Raw genomic sequence first — 18278 nt, 5'->3', positions numbered from 1 at the left:
ATTACTGCGTTCAGAGCGCGGTGAGGCGGCGGTAGAGCTGTTCGGCCATGACGTCGTAGGAGCGTCCCGCTCCGAGCAGCCGCTCCAGCCCCTGTTCGCGGACCAGGGCAAGATGCGCGGCATCACTGCGGATCAGGGTTTCGAGCTTCGCGGCGATGGCGGCGGCATCGAAAGCGCAGAAGAAGGCTTCATCTCCGTCGCGCAGCCGGTCGCGGTTCTTGGGGGTGTCGGTGAGCAGTGCCGGTACGCCGGCGGCGTAGTAGTCCATCACCTTTGCCGGAAGGGTCATGGCAAAGATCGGCAGGGCGGGCATCATGGCCAGGCCGACATCGCAGGCGCCGATCTGGCGTCCCAGCTCCGAAAGGTTGGCCGCCTGCAGTATCCGGAAGCGCCCGGAGAGCATCGGGTACTCTTTGAGGATTGTTTTGAGATAGGTGGGGTCGAAGGTGGAGATATCCAGGGACCACTCCAGGTGGGTAAGCGCGGCAAAGGCGTCGAGCAGCGTTTCGAAACGACGTAGCGGGTCGAGGGAGCCGACGTAGATAAAGCGCCGCGGGGCGGCAGCGCCGTTTTTGGGGCCCGCGACGCGCGCCGGATCGATGCCGGCGGGCAGGGGGAACGTCGGCAGCGCCAGGGCAGGGTAGAGCCCCGAGGCCAGCATCGCCGAAGAGGGGAGGAAAAGATCGCAGGCTTCGATCAGTTTCCGCTCCCGGCTGCGCTTGTACTTCAGGGCGAGGGAGGGCAGGAGTGCGCGTTTGTATTTGGCCATCATGGCGGCGTAGGCTGTTTCGTTCTTGGGGAAGGAGAGGCGGAAACCGACCCTGTAGCCGTAGCGCGCACGGTGGGCGAGCACCCTACGGAGAATATCGAAGCGGTTGCGCACGAGGATAAAATCGAAGCTACCGACATCCACCCCCTCTTCGTCGAGGTAGCCGATGATCGAATGCAGCTTCTCCTCGGGGACGATACAGTCGTCGCCTTTGTACTGGAAGCTGTCCTTGTAGCGGGTGTAGTAGACGATCGAGACCTGCAGGTATTTTTTGAGATAGTGTCCAAAGAGCGGGGCGATGGTGCCGTGGTCGGCGTACTCCTGCTGGTCCGTGATGTAGAGCAGCTTTTTCATGGACGGTCTCCTTCGGTAAGTTCCGCATCGAAGCGGGCGCGGTCGAAGCGGCGGCCAAGATAGGCGCAGACCGTCTCCACGTCGCGCCGGGCATTGCCCAGGCAGCTCGTCGCCCCCGGGGAGGGGGTCATGTTGAACACGATCCCCTCCCCGGTATCGATACTCGCCTCTCCCAGCAGCAGTTTGCGCTGTTTTTTGTCGAGCACCTGGGGGCGGACCCCGCCGAATCCGGAGGCGTACTCGATGTCGGAGAGTTGCAACGAGGGGACGATCTTTCGCGCATCCCTGACAAAGAGGCGTTTGTTCAGCCACGGCACTTCGAAGAGGAAGTTGCGCAGGACGTAGTTTCGGATGTCCCGGTCTTTGAGCAGGTCGTAGAAGATGCTTGCGATATTGTGATCGAATCGGAGGGTCCGAAGAAAATCGAGATAGGTCCCCCGCTTGTAGCGCTCCAGTTTGGGCAGCATCAGGGCCGTGGGGCCGAAACGGGTGAGGCCGCCCAGCAGCAGGTCCGGGTCGCCGTGCAGGGCGGCGAAGGGGAGTTTGGGGTTTTGGACCATGTAGACCTTGCCGTTCAGGATATGCCTTGTCGAGCGGTAGAAGCTGCCCGCCATCGGCAAAATACCGAAATCGAGCCCGTACCCCATGCGGTGCGCGAGGAAGAGGCTGTGGGCCCCGGCGTCGACGACGACAAAGCGGGCGTAGTAGGTGCTGCCGCCGGTGCGGACCTCGTACAGCTCCCCGCGTTTTTCGATCTGCATGACGTGTTGGTTGAAAAAAAACGTCCGTGTGGGTCTGCTTCCCCCGCATGGCGTTTTCGACAAAGGAGTCGCTGAGGCGCTTGAAATCGACGGTGGTGTACTCCCCCTGTACCCCAACACCGACGATGGGGTTCGGACGCTCCATGCCGTCCGCGTCGTAAACGACGGCGGGTTCGATCCGTTTGAGCGTTTCGCGGTCATAGATCCGCAGGTAGGGGTAGAGGCTGCTGAACTCCTCATGGCGCTTCGTCATAAAGTTGACTTCGTCGTAGCCAACCCCCAGGGCCATCTTCTGGTGGGCATGGATGATGTCGTTCTCGTAGCCGTGCTGCAGGCAGTATTTCTCGACCATTTTGGCGGTCCGTTTGACCTTGGCCGCCTTCTCCAGGGTGTAGTTCGTTTCGATATCGCCACAGTGCAGGGTCTGGGAGTTGGAGGTGGCGCTGGAGTTCAGCGTGGCGAGAGCGCCGTATTTTTCGAGGAGGCAGAGGCTGCCCAGATCGCTGTAGCGCTCCAGCGCATAGAGCAGCGCTGCACCGGAGATGCCGCCGCCGACAATGAGGACGTCGTAGGTTGAGAGGTTCACGTTGTCACTCCGCTCGGACCCGTCGGGGTCGTGGTGTTTCAAGTATAACGCAAAAAAATACGTCAGTGGTAACAGGGATGCCTATTTTTTTTCGGGAAAGTGTTCCCAGGGGGCCTGCCATTCCTGCAGCAGATCGCTGAACAGGGGTGAGAGAAAACGCTCCCCCTCATCGGGGGGAAAGGTGAAACGGTAGGGTTCATCATTGTAGGTAAAACGCAGGGCGTAGGCGTGCAGGTAGCCGCGCTCCTCTTTCTCCGCCTCCGCCTTGTCGGCGTAGCGCACGTCGCCGGCAATGGGAGAGCCCAGGCTTTTGAGCGCCACGCGGATCTGATGGGTCTTGCCGGTGTAGGGTTTGACGAGGAAGGCGCGTTCCCCTTCGCGCAGGGTGGCGGAGATGAAGCGGGTCACCGCCGGGTTCTCCGTTGTTTTGAGCAATTTCCAGTCGCCGCGGCGCGCTTTGGCCATGTCCCCCTTGATCCACCCCTGCTTTTTTTTCGGTTTACGCAGACTGAGCGCGAGGTAGTACTTTTCGATTTCGCGCTTTTCGAACAGCGCCGTAAAGGCAGCGGCCGCCTCGCTGCTCTTGGCAAGGATGACAAGCCCGGAGGTCATCTTGTCGAGGCGGTGGACCGGGTAGAGGGGGCATCCGGTAAGTTCAGCGGCCCGTACGACGAATCCGGCCCCGGTTTCGCTGTGAAAGCTCATCCCCGCCGGTTTGGCGACAACGGCAAAATCGCGATGGTCGAAACAAAGGGTCAGGGGGCTCATCCGTGCCGCCGGTTGACATAGAAGATCAGTGCGACGAGCAGGCCGGTCAGTACGAGTACGGCGTTCGGGCTTTGCAGCATCAGCCAGCCGAACAGGAAGTAGACCGCCGCGAGCAGCCCCGTGGCAGTCAGCAGAAAGATAAAAGCGTAGAGCCAGAGCACGGGCCTGCCGTATCGCTCGGCAAGCCGCGCCAGGAGGGGTTTGAGACGCTTGATGAAAATCCTTTGGAGGCGGGATGTCTGACACATATTTTACCATGCACGAAGGGGTGTCCGCTGTTGCGATCTTGCCGCTTTCGCCCCGTGATCGGCGTGTGAAAATCAGGATAGTATATATTTAACAAATAATTAACAGTTAAAAGTAATAATCACTAATAATTTATAAATAATATACCGGATCGCTTCCGCGTGTGCACAGACAAGGTGTTGATGGAGTACTTCTCTTTACTGCTTATCGGTCTCTCTTACGGCGTGACGGCCTGTATGTTCAGCTGCATGCCTTTTCTGAGCCCGCTGCTGCTGACACAAAACGGCCGTCCGGGCGGAGCGCTTTATGTCGTTTCCATCTTCAGCCTGGGGCGGATCGTCAGTTACAGCCTGATCGCTGTGGGGGCCTCTTTCGGCGCAATGGCAGTCAAGTCGCTGCTCGACGATCCCGCGCTTTCGCAGAGCCTGCTGGGCATCAGCACTGTTTTTGTCGGCGGCGTGCTGCTGTACCGGAGTTTCGGGCAGCGCCGTTGCTGCAGCGTTTCGGGGGGAAAGCAGGGGGCGACCGGGAGCGTCGGCTACTTCGCGATGGGCTTTGCGATCACGCTGAACCCCTGCGCCCCCGTTATGTCGCTTATCGCCGTGGCGGCGGGGAGCATCAGCGCGGCGGATGCCCTGGCGATGGGCCTGGCCTTCGGCCTTGGGGCGGTGAGCGCCTCCTGGGCCCTGTACGGGCTCTTCTTTTCCCAGGTCGCGCGTGAAGCGGTGGCGCAGCTTGCGCGTTACAAGACGGCGATCGAGAGGATCGCCGCGCTGTTACTGATGGCCGTGGGCATCGCAACCATCAATGGATTGAGCCATTTATAAGGAGGAGGAGATATGGTCAAATATTTGATCGCCGTCGTGTTGACGGCGGTGACCGCACTGGCGGCGAGGCCCGAGGGGATCCCGCCGAAAGCAGCGTATACGAAGGCGCCGCAGGCCAAGGCGTTCTGTGCCCCCCTGTGGATCAGCAAGGAAAACCCCAATGCGGGGGCGAAGAAGTGGGGAGGCATGGGCACCGGCAGTGGATACGGCCGCCCGGAGGGACGCACGAAACTGTGGCTGGTGACCGGCGGCAGAGGGGGCACTCCCCGCACGCTCGGCAGCGCCGGCGGGACGGCGGTGGCCTTTGACAACGAGCACCGGGGCGTTGAGGCCAATGTGTCGGTGAAACGGGGCAGCGCGTCGCTCAGCATCGCGACCCGCACCCCGGGACGCTACGCCGTTTACTACGCCGAAGATAGTGTCAAAGAGGGCGTGCGCTGCACGAACAGCGCCAAGTACGAGCTGACCTACGGCCGCCACGGGGACAAGGTGGAGCTCAACCGCTCAAATGAGACGGCGCTTCCGTTCGAGATTGTCCGCGTCAAAGAGGCGGAAGAGGGACTTTTCACGCATTTCGTCTCCGGCGACACCCTGACGTTCAAGACGCTGTATAAAGGCGTACCGAAGGCCGGAGTGGCCGTGACGATGCGCACCGGCGAGGGGTGGAGCAAACGGGCTGTTTCCGATGCGAACGGTTCGGTCTCGTTTACGCTGATCAAAGCGTATTTTCCGGCCTGGAACGAATTTGACAAACGCCACGAAGAGCGATTCGTCGTGACGGCGGCATGGTCGGAAGAGGACAACGGCACGCTGGGGGAGGCGTCGTACGGCACACACCGTTACGTGACGACCTATCCCGGCCGTTTCTTCCCGGAACCGGGCAGCTACAAGTCCTACGCTTTCGCGCTGCTGTTCGGCACGGCGGCGCTGCTGCTCACCGGCATCTTTGTCTACATCTACCGGCGGCGGAGGGTGAAGCCGTATGCGGAGGTCCGTTTCGATGAAAAGGATTAGGCGATTCCTCGATCTGGGCAACCTGCGCCGTTTCCGCGCGATCGTCCAGCTGGTCACCTTTGTGCTGTTGATCTACGGGGCCTATTTCGCGATCGATCTGGGCAGTAATATGCCGGTGCTCTCCTGCGGCTATGACCGCCAAAACGGCGGCATGTGCTACCTGCTGCCGCTGCAGCACCAGCTCGGCCGTCCCCTGGGCATGCTTTTCAGTATGGCGAGCATCGGGATCCTGGTTGGATTTGTCACCTTCCTGCTCTGGTTTATCGTCTTCAATAAGGCGTGGTGCGGTTTCGTCTGTCCGCTGGGAACGATGCAGGACTGGCTCACCTCGCTGCGCAAGCTTTTCGGCATCCGCTACAGCAGCTACAACCAGACGCAGTTCAACCGCCTCAAGGTGATCAAGTACGTACTGCTCGTTCTGCTGCTCTTGCTGCCGGTGGCGATAGGCGCGGGGCTGATCGGGGGCGAATGGCGGGCGGCGTTTTGCCAGATCTGCCCGGGACGGATGATCACGCCGCTCTTCGTCGGGGATTTCTCGCAATGGACGATCGACTTCTCCAGCAAAACGACGATGATCCTGACGGCGCTGGGAATGGTCATCACGGGGATGTTCCTCGCCGGCTCCTTTGTGAAGAAACGCTTCTTCTGTTTCTTCTGCCCGATGAGCGCGCTGCAGTACTCCTTCAGCAAATTTTCCATCCTGAAGCTGAAGAAGGACGGCGGCAAGTGCACCAAGTGCGGCGACTGCTACACCGTCTGCGACATGCAGATTAAGGATATCGCCGATGACGTGCAGAGCCGCGACATCCTGCGCGACGACTGTACGCTCTGCATGAAGTGCATCGCCGCCTGCCCGGAAGAGGGGTGCCTGCAGGCCGATATCGCCGGCTTTACCATTTTTCAGTCCACCAAGGAAGGATTTTCCAAACGTATGCAGATTGACAGACCCGGAGGCGACGATGAACGCGCGTAACGACCATACGATAGAGACGCCCAGAGAGCGGCAGGGACGCCACAAGGCGATGGAAGCGGTAAAGGTGCTCGACACGCTGCGCGAATACGCCGTCAACCCCCCGGAGGCGATGGAGTACTTCTACGAGCTTCACCGGCGCTACCACTGCGACATGACGCCGATGCACGAGGGGAAAACGAAGGTGGGGACGATGTGCATCCAGGTTCCCTACGAAGTGATCGACGCCCTCGGCGCGGCACCGGTGCGGCTCTGCAACGGCTTTTACACCGACGACGAGATCGGCGGCGAATACCTGCCGTCGAAATCCTGCCCGCTGGTCAAGGCCACGGTGGGGGCCTTCGCGACGGACCACTTCGCCGATGCGCCGGACCTCGTCGTGACGCCGACAACCTGCGACCAGAAAACGAAGGCGACGGGGATCGTCGAGGAGATGGGCTACCCGGTGTATGAAATGGAGTTTCCCCGGGTCAAGGAGAGCGAGGAGAGCCGGGAGTACTGGCGCCGCAGCGTGCGCAACTTCACCAAGACACTCTCGAAGGAGCTGAAAACGAAGTTGACGCGCCGAAAGCTCAAGGCTTCCATCCAGAAGGTCGGCTACGCCCAGACGCTTTACCACCGTCTGAGCGCCCTGCGTAAAGCGGAGCTGCCGCCGATCTCGGGCAACGATATGTTCCTTGTGACCAACGCCTTTTTCTTCGACAAGACCGAGGCATGGAGCGCGGCGGTGGAACGGCTGCTAATAGAGATGGAGGCGCGTGTGAAGGAGGGCATCGGTGCCGCCCGCAAACGCAGCCCGCGCATCGTTTACACCGGATCGCCCCCGATCTTCCCGAACCTGAAGGTGCCGCAGCTCATCGAGATGGCGGACGCGGTGATTGTCGCGGACGAGAGCTGCTCATCGAACCGCCTCTTCAACGACATGGTCTCGGTGGATGAGTGGTTCCTTTACGACATGGTCGACGCGGTCGCGGACCGCTATCTGAAAGGGTGCACCTGCCCTGTCTTTACCCGCAACGACGACCGGATCCGCCGCATCGTCGAGCTGGTGAAGGAGTTCAGCGCCGACGGCGTCGTTTACCAGGCCTTCGCGGGGTGCCAGGTCTACGAGATGGAGCAGCGCTCCGTTCTGGCGGCGATGGAGAAGGAGGGGATTCCCATCCTCTACCTTGAGAGCGACTACAGCCCCAGTCAGCTGGGGCAGCTCACGACGCGGGTCGAGGCCTTCGTCGAATCGCTCAAGAGCAGAAAAAGGAGACAGTAATGGAGTATTTTGCAGGGATCGATATCGGGTCGACGGCGATCAAGATCGCCATCGTCGACGGGATGGGGAGTCTGGTCGGGCACCGCGTGAGTGCGAGCGGCAGCATGTTTTACAAATACGCCCAGGAGAGCCTCGCGCAGTTGATGGCGGAGGTGGGCGTCACCCCGGAGGCGCTGCGCTATACCGTCGCGACGGGATACGGCCGTAAACTCTTCAAGGAGGCGGACGAGAACATCAGCGAGATCACCGCCAACGCCATCGGCGCGCGGGCCGCGGCGCAGGGCCATGGCGAGATCAAGACGATCATCAACATCGGCGGGCAGGACTCCAAGGCGATCGCCATGGACAGCGACGGCAACGTCGTCAATTTCGCGATGAACGACCGCTGCGCGGCGGGGACGGGAAAGTTCCTCGACGTCGTCGCCCGCAACCTGGAAATCGGCGTGGACGAGCTGGGGGAGTACCACTTCAAATCCACCGGCACGCCGCTTTCCATCAACAGTACCTGCGCCGTTTTCGCCGAGTCGGAGATTATCGGCCTGCTGGGGAACAACCACCGCGTCGAGGAGATCGTCAGCGGGGTGCACTACTCTATCGCCAAACGGATTGTGAAGCTCGTGAAGCGGGTCGGCATCAACGAGGGGATCTACTTCGACGGCGGCCCGGCGCTCAACAGCGGGCTGGTCAACGCCATCGAGAACGAGCTGGGCAAACCGATCTTCGTGCCGGCCTTTCCGCAGATCACGACGTCGCTCGGTGCCGCCGTCCTCGCCTGGGAGTCCTACGCCTACGAAAGCGGCGAAGCGGTATAGGCACTGCCCGCGCGGTTGCCTTATCGTCCCAATTTTTTGGAATTTTTTAATTCTTCTTCATGAAACCCCTCTATTTAACACATCTGTAACACCCCTTTCCTAGAATTTGGTCTTAATTATTAAACTCAATATTAAATATATATATTTATTTAATATTATGCAGAGAGGGGGAGAAATGAAAATAAGTGTTGCGGCGGCGGGTGCCGTTCTTTTTGGAGCGTTCAGCGCGCTTGGAGCGGCGGATAACTATACGATGGAGACGATCAGCGTGGAGTCGTCGACGATCACCAACGAGGCGGCCGGGAAGACCGAAGTCTCGACGGTGAACTACATCGATCAGGAGCTGATCGAGCAGATCAATCCCAAGCAGCTCAACGAGGTGCTTCAGACCGTTCCCGGCGTGACGGCGGACTATATGGGCAACGAAGTCGTCGAGATCCATATCCGGGGGATCAACCAGCAGGAGTTTATGTGGGAGGACACGGGGGTCGCCATTATTGTCGACGGTGTCCCCGTCTACGCGAAAAGCGGCAAATTTCGTCTCAATATGAGCGATATCACCAGCATCAAGGTGATCAAGGGGAGTGCGGCCTATCTCTACGGCAACCGCGCGATGGCCGGTGCCATCGTCATAACGACCTCCAAGCCCCGGGGCGGCGACGACGCCTATTCGGTCAGTGCGGAAGCGGGGAGCTACAATGCTCAGGATTACGAAGCGACGGCCCGCATCAGCCGGGAGAGCTTCGCCGCCAGTTTGAACGCGAACTACCGTAAAAGCGACGGATACTGGGTCGATTCGGCCTACTGGAACAAGTCACTCAGCGGTAAGGTTTCGTACTATATCGACGATACGAGCGATGTGACGCTGGGGATCGACAAGACGCTCAAGTACGAGGAGCAGAAACGCGCTTCATCGACCGGTGTCACCGCGGCGGACGCCAATCCCCGGGGAACGGAGGCGAGCGGCTTCCAGAAGGACAACGAGGTCGACCTGGACAAGTACATCCTTACCTATACGAAAGAGTTCGCCAACGGGGGGAACCTGCTGCTGAACGTCTACGACTACATTGACGAATACGATTACATCTCCAGCCCGCAGGATACCGACGGCGACGGCATCGGCGACACCTACGCGCGGCATACCCTGGAACACAAAAAACAGAAGGGTGCCAAGCTGGAGTTCAAACAGGAGCTGGCGGATTTTGCCTATCTTGTCGGCTATGAGTTCGGTGACCGCCAGTACCAGTCGGGCAGCGAGACGCTGATCGACTACAACTCGACGGACGTCGAGGGGAATCCCGTCGCGAACTATGCCGGGGAGCTGACACACACCAATGACGACCAGCGTCTGCACGCCTTTTACGGTGAGCTGAAATATGCCATCACGCCGGCATGGACGGCCGTAGTCAATATGCGCCACGATATTCAGAAAGATATGTACAAGGTTGTTTCGCACGACTACAACGGCACCGACTGGAACAATGAGAAGCTCTACGAGGATCACACCTATAACGAAAACGGCTACCGGGTCGGAGCAACCTATGCCGTGAATGCCGATACGACCCTCTACGCCAACATCTCCACCGGCTACCGTACGCCGACAGTGGACAAGATGGTCACGAACTACGAAAACCGCAACCGCACGGACGGCGTGGCCGTGCCCATCGACGTCGAGCGCAGCATCACCTACGAGGTCGGCGCGCGGGGGAATATCGGGGGGCATCTCCTCGATTACGAGCTCTCCGTTTTTCAGATGGATACGAAAGATATCATCGGCTACCGTTTCGGGACCTACTCGTTCGCGACCAGCGGCGGCATCACGGACAATATCGGCGATGCGCGCAACCGTGGGGTGGAACTCTCCCTCAAGAGCGATCCCTCGCGGCGCCTCTCGTTCAACCTCGCCTATACCTATCTGAAGGCGGAGTTCACGAAACATGACCCCGTGAAGATCGCCTACCGCGGACCAGAGTATGACATCGTCGGCAACGAGCTGCCGAGAACCCCGAACAACATCTTCGACCTCTACACGACAATCAGGTTCTCGCCGAACCTGAAGGTGATCGGCCAGGTGTACGCGCAATCGGAGTATTACGCGGACGAGACGAACATGATCAAGATGCCGGGATACGCTTTTCTGAACCTGCAGGCACGCTACACGATGCACGTCGGCGGCAACGAACTGGAGTGCTACGTCAAGGTCAACAACGTTTTTGACGAACACTACTACCAGACGGTCTACTTTACCGGCGACAAGAGCGGGGACGGTACCTTCGACCGCGAGGACCCGACGATCACGGTCGCACCGGGCAAAGAGTACTTCGCCGGGCTCATCTACCGCTTCTAGGCGCGCAACTTTCGCTCCTCGCTTAATGCGCGCTCCGAATCCCGGGCCGGGTACTCGGGGAGAGCTTCTTTTTACCCGCATCCCACTATAATAAATTCCTGATTACCGAATACTTTTTTGAAGGCCTACGATGAGCGTCCAACCCTTTACCCACCTGCACCTGCACACCGAATACTCCCTGCTCGACGGCGCGAACAAGATCAGCAACCTGGCCAAACGCGTCAAGGAGCTGGGCATGACCTCGGTCGCGATGACCGACCACGGCAACATGTTCGGCGCCATCGATTTCTGGCACCAGATGAAAGGCGAGGGGATCAAGCCCATTATCGGGATGGAAGGCTATATTCATAACGGCGAGACCCTCGATGACAAGAGCACACGCCAGCGCTTCCACATCTGCCTCTACGCGAAAAACCAGAAGGGGTACGAGAACCTGATGTACCTCTCCTCCATGGCCTATATCCACGGCTTCTACTACTTTCCCCGCATCACGAAGCAGGAGCTGCGCGAACACAGCGAGGGGCTTGTCTGTACCTCGGCCTGTCTGCAGGGAGAGGTGAGCTGGCACCTTAACACCAACAGCGAACGTAACGTCAAATTCGGCGCCGGCGGCTACGACGAGGCGAAGCGGGTGGCGCTGGAGTACAAGGAGATCTTCGGCGAGGACTTCTACCTGGAGCTGATGCGCCACGGCATCGCCGACCAGCTCTTTATCGACGAGCCGCTGCTCAAACTCTCGCAGGAGACGGGCATCAAGCTCGTCGCGACGAACGACACCCACTACACCTTCCCCGACGATGCACAGTACCACGAGGCGTTCATGTGTATCGGGATGAATAAACTCTATGACGACCCGAACCGTCTGCGTCACTCGGTCCACGAGTTCTACGTCAAGAGTCCGGAGCAGATGCAGCGGCTCTACGCGGACGTTCCCGAAGCGCTGGAGGCGACCCAGGAGATCGTCGACAAGTGCCAGCTCGAGCTCGAACTTGGCAACCCGACGCCGCCGAACTTCAAGTTCACCCGCGAATACGCCGCCAAAGAGGGGCTCAATATCGACCACGCCGACGATGCGCCGCTGGGGCAGAACGCGACGGCGGACGATAAGAAAAAATGGATGGGCGCCGCCGACAAGAACGACGCGGAGTTCTTCATCCACCGCTGCCGCCTGGGGCTGGAAGAGCGTCTCAAACACGTGCCGCCGGAACGCCACGAGGAGTACCGGGCGCGCCTGGAGTACGAGATGGACGTCATCAACTCCATGAAGTTCCCCGGCTACATGCTCATCGTCTGGGACTTCGTCGCCGAAGCCAAGCGGATGGGGGTCGCCGTCGGTCCTGGACGGGGTTCCGCGGCGGGGAGCCTCGTCGCCTACGCGCTGGAGATCACCGACATCGACCCGATGAAGTACGACCTGCTGTTCGAGCGTTTCTTGAACCCCGAACGCGTCTCCATGCCCGATATCGATATGGACTTCATGCAGGCGCGCCGCGGCGAGGTGATTGACTACGTTGTGCGCAAGTACGGCCGCAACCAGGTGGCGCAGATCATCACCTTCGGCTCCCTGCTGGCCAAAGGGGTCATCCGCGACGTCTCCCGCGTCCTCGACATGCCGCTATCGCAGGCGGACAAGATGGCGAAGCTCATCCCCGAAGAGCTGGGGATCACCCTCAACGGCAAGAAGAAGGGCGACGACTTCAAACCGGGCGCTTTCCAGAAAGAGCCGAAGATCAAGGAACTTATCGACACGGACCCGCAGGCGAAGCGCGTCTGGGAGTTCAGTCTCAAGCTCGAAGGGCTCAAGCGCAACGCCGGGATGCACGCGGCGGGGGTCGTCATCAGCAACGAAGAGCTCTGGAAGAAGACCCCCATCTACAAGCCGCCGGGGGAGGAGACCTTCGTCACCCAGTACTCGCTCAACTACCTCGAGGACGTCGACCTGATCAAGTTCGACTTCCTCGGCCTGAAGACCCTCGACGTCATCGACAACGCGATCAAGCTCGTCAAGACGCGCTACGACAAAGTGATCGACTGGAATACGATCAATGTGGACGACCCGAAGGTCTACGAAGTGATCCAGTCCGGTGCGACGGTCGGGATGTTCCAGATCGAATCGAGCGGGATGCAGGACTTGAACAAGCGTCTAAAACCCTCCAACTTCGAAGACCTTATTGCGGTCCTGGCGCTTTACCGCCCGGGACCGATGGAGTCGGGGATGCTTGACGACTTTATCGAACGCAAGCACGGGCGCAAGAAGATCTTCTACCCCTTCGAGGAGGTCAGCTTCGACATGCTCAAAGAGACCCTGGAACCGACCTACGGCATGATCGTCTACCAGGAGCAGGTCATGCAGATCGTCCAGACCGTCGGGGGCTTTAGCCTCGGCGGGGCGGATATCGTCCGCCGTGCGATGGGTAAGAAGAAAGCGGACCTGATGGAGAAGTACAACCGGGAGTTCTCCGAAGGGGCGCAGCAACAGGGTCTGGACTACAAGAAGGCCTCCGCGCTCTTCGACCTGATCGAGAAGTTCGCCGGCTACGGTTTCAACAAATCCCACTCGGCGGCCTACGCAATGGTCACCTTCCAGACGGCGTGGCTCAAGACCTACTACCCGCAGGAGTTCATGGCCGCACTCCTGACGTCGGAGAAGGACAACACGGACAAGGTCGTCAAGTACATCGATGAGGTCAAGCGGATGGGCATTGAACTGAGCCCGCCGGATATCAACGATTCGCAGCTCGAGTTCAGCGCCACCCGCAAAGATGACCAGGACCACATTCTCTTCGGGCTCGGCGCCATCAAGGGGGTCGGGACCTCCGCGGTCAAATCGATCCTCGAGGTGCGCAAGGACGGCGAGTTCACGGACCTGCAGGACTTCGTCAACCGTATCGACCCGCAGAAGGTGAACAAGAAGGTGCTCGAATCCATCGCCAAGGCGGGGGGCTTCGACCGCTACCAGTATTCGCGCCGGGCGCTGCTTGAACAGATGGAGACGGTCATCGAGACGGCCAAGGACTCCATGCAGGCGCGCAAGAACGCCGCGGGCAGCCTTTTCGGCGACGACGCCGACGTCACCACGGTACAGCTCAGGCTCGAAGATGCGCCGGAGTTCGGCCTTAAGCAGATCCTCGAGTTCGAGAAGGAGACCCTGGGCTTCTATGTCTCCGGCCACCCCCTCGATGACTACCGCGAGGAGCTTGACCAGCTCGAATATACCCTCTCGTCCGACCTGGAGAACATCGCCGACGGCTCCTATGCCATCTTTATCGGCAAGGTGGAGGAGATTACGAAGAAGATCTCCAAGAAGGGCAACCAGTTCGGCATCGTCAACATCATGGACTTCCACGGCAACCTCGAGGTGATGCTCTTCAGCGACAAGCTCGAGGAGCTCGAGGCGATGAACCTCGACGAGCCTATTGCCTTCAAGGTCAAGGTGACCCATACGGAGATGTTCACCCGTACGAGCGTGACGAAGATCATGAGCCTCAAAGAGGTGAAAAAAGAGAGCAAGAAGGTCAGTACGAAGATTCGCGAGGTGCCGCAGGAGCCGCTGACCCTGCGCCTACACCTGGACAACGGCGTCGAGCGCCTCGAAGAACTCTACCGCCTTGTCCGCCGCCACCCGGGTACGCGCCCGTTGAAGCTCAACATCGTCTCCAAGCTGCAAAACGTCGTCATCGACTCGGCCATCCGCGTCAACAACTCCATCATGGAGGAGCTGGCCGGTCTCTCCGACGTCGACGTGGCATAACGCGGTCACGGCAGTAGGCAATGCAGACGATCGCACCCGAAGCGCTGCGGACGATCCGATCGCTTGTCGGCGACGTGACGCAGGAACAGCTGCGTTTTGTCGACGCCTATGTTTCGCCCGAGTTCTGCGCCTTCATCCCCGTCGGCGGACAGTGCGGTTATGCCGTGACGCCCGAACATGCCCACCCCGCCTATATGTTCGTGATCCAGTACGACGAAGCGACGCAGGTCGTCCTGGACGGAAGGCGTTTGACGCCGAAGCCCCGCCATCTCTTCTGCCTCTCCCCCGGCATTGCGCACCACGAGGTGCAGAACTACCTTCCGCCGCGCTACTGCGCCATCTTTGTCGATGCCGACAGCTTTGAAAGCGTCTACGGAGAGTACCGCGGTGATCCGGCGGCATTCAACGGCGAGATGTTCGGCCTGGACGAAGGGATCCAGCCGCTGCTGCAGCTCTTTATGCAGTCGTGCCGGGAAGAGGCCCGTCCGCTGGCCGCCTCGCTGGCACAGAGCCTGACACACCTGATTGTCCGCAATACGCTCGCACCGTTCCCGGCTGAGCGCGAGAGCGTTTCGCTGCAGGGGCGCATCAATGCCGCGGTCGAATATATCCACCTCCATTACGCCTATGAACTGGAGCAGCGCACGCTGGCGGAGGTCGCGGGCCTCTCCGTGTCGCATTTCGGGCGGCTTTTTCGTTCCGCGCTGGGGATGAGCGCGGGGGAGTACCTGCTGCGCGTGCGGCTGCAGCATATCAAAAAAGTGCTGGAGTCTGGGGAGACGAGCGTGACCGATGCCGCGCTCGGGGCGGGATTCAACTCCGCCTCCTATATGGCCCGCCGTTTCAAAGCGGCATTCGGCGAGACCCCCTCCGAGTACGCCTCGCGGTTCAAATAGCCGAATCGTACGCTTTTTCAGCGTGTTTGTACTCGCAAACCTTCCGCACCTTTGCCTATACTGTGCCGAAAAAAGGAGTAGTTTATGCCTCCGGAAATTCTGGCATTCATCACACAAAACCCTGTCTGTACCCTGGCGACCGCCCAGGTGGACCAGCCGCATGTGCGCGGATTTTTAAGCAACATCATCGGCGGGAAGCTCTATTTCACTTCGTCGACCGCCAAAGCCGTCGGGCGTCAGCTGCGGGCGAACCCGAAGGTGGAGCTCTGCTACCTGTCGCAGGACTTTGCGACAATGCTGCGGATCCGCGCACACATGAAAGCAGTGGATGATCGCGCCATCAAGCAGCAGCTGATCGAGACCCGGGAGTACCTGGCGCACTTCAGCGCGGACGATCCCTCCTTTATGCTGCTGTCGCCGATAAACGGGGAGGCGTGGTTCTGGACGCTGGCGGACAACCTGCGCGAAGCGGCGATCGAAAGGGTGCCGTTTCAGCCCGAATCGTAAAGCCTCCCGTCACTCCGGATAGATCATCTTTTTCGTCACACCGCCGTCGACAACGAAGTTCTGGGCCGTAATGAACTCCGCATGATCGCCGGTGAGGAACCAGACCATTTCCGCAACATCCGAGACACTGCCGACCCGTCCCGACGGATGGAAGGTGTGGTCAAAACCATGCAGGGATTCGGGGGCGGCGTGTTCGATCCAGCCGGGGCTGACGGCGTTGACGCGCACGGGGGCGAGGCTCATGGCCATGGCGTGGGTGAGGCTCAGCACTCCCCCTTTGCTCGCACTGTAGGCTTCCGTATGCGGTTCGCTCATCAGGGCGCGGGTCGAGGCGATATTGACGATGCTGCCGCCGCTCGCAGCCAACAACGGCGCCGCGGCACGGCTGAGGAGGAAGGGAGCGGTCAGGTTGACGTCGATGACCCGTTTCCACTCCGCTACAGAGAGGGTAAGCGGGTCGCCGTTGGCACTGGTTGCGGCGTTGTTGACGAGGGCGTCGAGGTGCGGCAGCGACGCTACCGTTTCTTCAATACTTTCCGGGTCGGTGAGGTCGCAGACGAGCGGTTCGAATCCCCCCTTGAGGGCTGCGGCAGCGAGACGGTCGCTCTGCACATCAAGGCCGTAGACCTTCCAGCCGCGGTCGGCAAAGAGGGTGGCTGTCCCCAGACCGATCCCCTGGGCGGCGCCGGTAATAAGGAGTGTTTTCACCCTTCATGCTTTCGGAAAAGCTTGGCGACGGAGGCGAAATCCTCGCCGCTGAACCCTTCGGCGAAGGTGCGTGCATAGAGCTCTTTGACCATACCGGCCGTGTACAAGGGCTGTTCGAGGCCGTAGGCGAGGTCCTGCAGACAGTGCAGGTCCTTGTAGATCAGGGCGTTGGAGAAGTGGGGCGTGAAGTCGTCATCGAGCAGTTTCTGGCGCTTGGCGTCGAGCACGAGCGATTTGCCGCCGCCGACGGCGAGGATCTCCAGGAGCGTTTCGCGCTCGATTCCGGCTGCTTCGCCGATGCCGACGGTCTCGGCCAGCACGGCCATGATGCCGCCCAAGGCGAGGTTGTTGACGAGTTTCATCTTTGTCGCCCGCCCCGGTTTGCGCAGGTAGAAGAGGTGCGCGCCGATGGATTCGAGGATGCTCCTGGAACGTTCAAACACCTCTTCCTCTCCGCTGGCCAGTACGGTCAGCGCTCCGTTGGCCGCGGGGACGACGCTGCCGAGGACCGGGCATTCGAGGTAGGCAGCCCCTGCCAGGCGGCAGCGTTCGTGGAAACCGGCAACGGCGTCGAAATGGTTGGTAGTCAGGTCGATGACGGTTTTGCCGGAGGCGCTGGCGCCAAGCAGGCCGTTCTCGCCGGAGAGGACGGCATTGACCGCGGTGCTGTCGAAGAGGCAGAGCAGTACGACGTCGCACTTTTCGATAACGTCGCGCGGATGGTCGCAGAGGTCGACAGCCAGTCCCTCCGCCCGCTGCGGTGTACGGTTGTAGACGCTCAGCGTATGTCCGCACTCCAGCAGCCGTCCGGCGACGGCGCGGCCGAGGTGTCCGAGCCCGATAAATCCCAGATGCATGTGTACTCCTTTTTTCTGTTTGGCGTATTATGCCCTTTCTTCCGGGATATAGGCCCTTTCACGGCGGATTTCGAAGAAGAGGGCGATGCCGAGCATCAGGGTGAAAACGAGCGAGGCCCCGATGGTGCCGAATGCTACGCCCCCGTCGTCGGCGGATTTGGTCAGCAGGTCGCCGAATGTCGCGCCGAAAGGACGGGTCAGGATGAAAGCGATCCAGAAGAGCAGGATCGGCGAAAGGGTGGTGACGTAGTGCAGAAGCGCCGTGAGGGTCAGAACGCCGCCGATGAGAAGGGCGCTGTACATGAAACCGATCTGAAGGTCGTCGGCGAGAAAATCGCCTGCCGCCGTTCCCAGCGTGTTGGCGATCAAAAAGGCGAGCCAGTAGTAGGTCTCCGCCGGGACGGAGCTGATCTGTTCGACCGAGAGCGAACGTGTTTGGGCACGCCACAGCAACAAGACACCTGCAAGCAGAACAAGCAGGAGCATTGATCCCGCAGCATAACCCAGTCCCAGCGTACGGTCGATAAAATCCGATATCGCGGTTCCGGCGATGGCGGAGGCGGTAAACGTCAGCCAGTAGAGGGCCGGATCATAACGTTTCATCGCGATTTTGACGGAGGCCAGCAGGATGAACAGGGCAAGGAAAATGAGAATGGTGCTCCCGTAGCCGATCTCAAAGGTCATGGAAAACATATCGGCGCCGGTTTCGCCCAGGGTGGTCGAAGCGATCTTGATGATCCAGTAAAGCAAAAGGATGTGGGGAACGCGTGAACGGGTCATGACTGATACCTTTCGGGGGTGTATAAACGGGATGATACTCCATCTTTCTAAACGAAACAGC

16 protein-coding genes and 1 pseudogene are annotated in these 18278 nt (G+C 60.0%); 9 read left to right on the top strand and 8 right to left on the bottom strand.

Annotated features, from left to right (window positions below):
- Nucleotides 1-10: 10 nt before the first annotated feature.
- The 5 genes and pseudogenes from ACM66T_RS08460 to ACM66T_RS08440 form a co-directional block, all read right to left on the bottom strand.
- Nucleotides 11-1123: a glycosyltransferase gene (locus ACM66T_RS08460; RefSeq protein ID WP_231018457.1), complete on the bottom strand. Its 1113-nt coding sequence runs from the start codon at nt 1121-1123 to the stop codon at nt 11-13.
- Nucleotides 1120-1884, bottom strand: a complete 765-nt coding sequence (locus ACM66T_RS08455; RefSeq protein WP_416768934.1) for a hypothetical protein — start codon at nt 1882-1884, stop codon at nt 1120-1122. Before ACM66T_RS08455 ends, ACM66T_RS08460 begins: the two co-directional genes overlap by 4 nt.
- An 88-nt stretch (nt 1885-1972) precedes the next feature.
- Nucleotides 1973-2470 (bottom strand): annotated as a pseudogene (locus ACM66T_RS08450) (FAD-dependent oxidoreductase); the annotation flags it as partial.
- A gap of 81 nt (nt 2471-2551) precedes the next feature.
- Nucleotides 2552-3238 carry a TIGR01621 family pseudouridine synthase gene (locus tag ACM66T_RS08445; RefSeq protein ID WP_231018456.1) on the bottom strand — a complete coding sequence of 229 codons (687 nt, stop codon included), beginning with the start codon at nt 3236-3238 and terminating at the stop codon, nt 2552-2554.
- The gene (locus ACM66T_RS08440; protein WP_231018455.1) at nt 3235-3486 is read right to left on the bottom strand and encodes a hypothetical protein; all 252 of its coding nucleotides are present in this window, start codon (nt 3484-3486) and stop codon (nt 3235-3237) included. Before ACM66T_RS08440 ends, ACM66T_RS08445 begins: the two co-directional genes overlap by 4 nt.
- Nucleotides 3487-3666: 180 nt before the next feature.
- Here ACM66T_RS08440 and ACM66T_RS08435 point away from each other — a divergent pair, with 180 nt between their 5' ends.
- From ACM66T_RS08435 to ACM66T_RS08395, 9 genes are all read left to right on the top strand, one after another.
- Nucleotides 3667-4311, top strand: coding sequence for a sulfite exporter TauE/SafE family protein (locus ACM66T_RS08435; protein WP_231018454.1), 645 nt, complete (start codon nt 3667-3669; stop codon nt 4309-4311).
- 12 nt (nt 4312-4323) lie between these two features.
- Nucleotides 4324-5325: a hypothetical protein gene (locus ACM66T_RS08430; protein ID WP_231018453.1), complete on the top strand. Its 1002-nt coding sequence runs from the start codon at nt 4324-4326 to the stop codon at nt 5323-5325.
- Nucleotides 5312-6298, top strand: a complete 987-nt coding sequence (locus ACM66T_RS08425; RefSeq protein WP_231018452.1) for a 4Fe-4S binding protein — start codon at nt 5312-5314, stop codon at nt 6296-6298. The genes ACM66T_RS08430 and ACM66T_RS08425 overlap by 14 nt, the downstream gene beginning before the upstream one ends.
- Nucleotides 6285-7559 carry a double-cubane-cluster-containing anaerobic reductase gene (locus tag ACM66T_RS08420; protein WP_231018451.1) on the top strand — a complete coding sequence of 425 codons (1275 nt, stop codon included), beginning with the start codon at nt 6285-6287 and terminating at the stop codon, nt 7557-7559. The genes ACM66T_RS08425 and ACM66T_RS08420 overlap by 14 nt, the downstream gene beginning before the upstream one ends.
- Complete coding sequence (locus tag ACM66T_RS08415; RefSeq protein ID WP_231018450.1) at nt 7559-8371, top strand: acyl-CoA dehydratase activase; 813 nt, start codon at nt 7559-7561, stop codon at nt 8369-8371. Before ACM66T_RS08420 ends, ACM66T_RS08415 begins: the two co-directional genes overlap by 1 nt.
- A gap of 175 nt (nt 8372-8546) precedes the next feature.
- The gene (locus ACM66T_RS08410; RefSeq protein WP_231018449.1) at nt 8547-10718 is read left to right on the top strand and encodes a TonB-dependent receptor; all 2172 of its coding nucleotides are present in this window, start codon (nt 8547-8549) and stop codon (nt 10716-10718) included.
- A 130-nt stretch (nt 10719-10848) separates the two neighbouring features.
- The gene (gene dnaE / locus ACM66T_RS08405) at nt 10849-14469 is read left to right on the top strand and encodes a DNA polymerase III subunit alpha (protein WP_231018448.1); all 3621 of its coding nucleotides are present in this window, start codon (nt 10849-10851) and stop codon (nt 14467-14469) included.
- A 20-nt stretch (nt 14470-14489) separates the two neighbouring features.
- Nucleotides 14490-15365 (top strand): helix-turn-helix domain-containing protein, encoded by an 876-nt coding sequence (locus ACM66T_RS08400; protein WP_231018447.1) that lies wholly within the window; start codon nt 14490-14492, stop codon nt 15363-15365.
- A gap of 84 nt (nt 15366-15449) precedes the next feature.
- Nucleotides 15450-15872 (top strand): pyridoxamine 5'-phosphate oxidase family protein, encoded by a 423-nt coding sequence (locus ACM66T_RS08395; protein ID WP_231018446.1) that lies wholly within the window; start codon nt 15450-15452, stop codon nt 15870-15872.
- 9 nt (nt 15873-15881) lie between these two features.
- Here ACM66T_RS08395 and ACM66T_RS08390 read toward each other — a convergent pair whose 3' ends face one another.
- Genes ACM66T_RS08390 through ACM66T_RS08380 form a run of 3 tightly spaced genes read right to left on the bottom strand, consistent with a single transcriptional unit; the run spans nt 15882 to nt 18217 of the window.
- On the bottom strand, nt 15882-16580 hold the full coding sequence (locus tag ACM66T_RS08390) for an SDR family NAD(P)-dependent oxidoreductase (RefSeq protein WP_416768331.1): 699 nt from the start codon (nt 16578-16580) through the stop codon (nt 15882-15884).
- The gene (locus ACM66T_RS08385) at nt 16577-17437 is read right to left on the bottom strand and encodes an NAD(P)-dependent oxidoreductase (protein WP_416768329.1); all 861 of its coding nucleotides are present in this window, start codon (nt 17435-17437) and stop codon (nt 16577-16579) included. Before ACM66T_RS08385 ends, ACM66T_RS08390 begins: the two co-directional genes overlap by 4 nt.
- Before the next feature lie 27 nt (nt 17438-17464).
- A complete protein-coding gene (locus tag ACM66T_RS08380; protein ID WP_231018443.1) occupies nt 17465-18217 on the bottom strand; it encodes a hypothetical protein in 753 nt (250 codons plus the stop codon).
- Nucleotides 18218-18278 lie beyond the last annotated feature (61 nt).

The sequence above is a fragment of the Sulfurimonas sp. ST-25 genome, assembly GCF_048079205.1.
Taxonomy (GTDB): domain Bacteria; phylum Campylobacterota; class Campylobacteria; order Campylobacterales; family Sulfurimonadaceae; genus Thiomicrolovo; species Thiomicrolovo sulfuroxydans.
The sequence above is the reverse complement of the archived record's forward strand: the minus strand, read 5'-3'. Positions and strand labels throughout refer to the sequence as shown.

Coding starts and splice junctions, on each gene's coding strand:
- ACM66T_RS08460 (WP_231018457.1), bottom strand. CDS start 1,123: ATGAAAAAGCTGCTCTACATCACGGACCAGCAGGAGTACGCCGACCAC.
- ACM66T_RS08455 (WP_416768934.1), bottom strand. CDS start 1,884: ATGCAGATCGAAAAACGCGGGGAGCTGTACGAGGTCCGCACCGGCGGC.
- ACM66T_RS08445 (WP_231018456.1), bottom strand. CDS start 3,238: ATGAGCCCCCTGACCCTTTGTTTCGACCATCGCGATTTTGCCGTTGTC.
- ACM66T_RS08440 (WP_231018455.1), bottom strand. CDS start 3,486: ATGTGTCAGACATCCCGCCTCCAAAGGATTTTCATCAAGCGTCTCAAA.
- ACM66T_RS08435 (WP_231018454.1), top strand. CDS start 3,667: ATGGAGTACTTCTCTTTACTGCTTATCGGTCTCTCTTACGGCGTGACG.
- ACM66T_RS08430 (WP_231018453.1), top strand. CDS start 4,324: ATGGTCAAATATTTGATCGCCGTCGTGTTGACGGCGGTGACCGCACTG.
- ACM66T_RS08425 (WP_231018452.1), top strand. CDS start 5,312: ATGAAAAGGATTAGGCGATTCCTCGATCTGGGCAACCTGCGCCGTTTC.
- ACM66T_RS08420 (WP_231018451.1), top strand. CDS start 6,285: ATGAACGCGCGTAACGACCATACGATAGAGACGCCCAGAGAGCGGCAG.
- ACM66T_RS08415 (WP_231018450.1), top strand. CDS start 7,559: ATGGAGTATTTTGCAGGGATCGATATCGGGTCGACGGCGATCAAGATC.
- ACM66T_RS08410 (WP_231018449.1), top strand. CDS start 8,547: ATGAAAATAAGTGTTGCGGCGGCGGGTGCCGTTCTTTTTGGAGCGTTC.
- dnaE (WP_231018448.1), top strand. CDS start 10,849: ATGAGCGTCCAACCCTTTACCCACCTGCACCTGCACACCGAATACTCC.
- ACM66T_RS08400 (WP_231018447.1), top strand. CDS start 14,490: ATGCAGACGATCGCACCCGAAGCGCTGCGGACGATCCGATCGCTTGTC.
- ACM66T_RS08395 (WP_231018446.1), top strand. CDS start 15,450: ATGCCTCCGGAAATTCTGGCATTCATCACACAAAACCCTGTCTGTACC.
- ACM66T_RS08385 (WP_416768329.1), bottom strand. CDS start 17,437: ATGCATCTGGGATTTATCGGGCTCGGACACCTCGGCCGCGCCGTCGCC.
- ACM66T_RS08380 (WP_231018443.1), bottom strand. CDS start 18,217: ATGACCCGTTCACGCGTTCCCCACATCCTTTTGCTTTACTGGATCATC.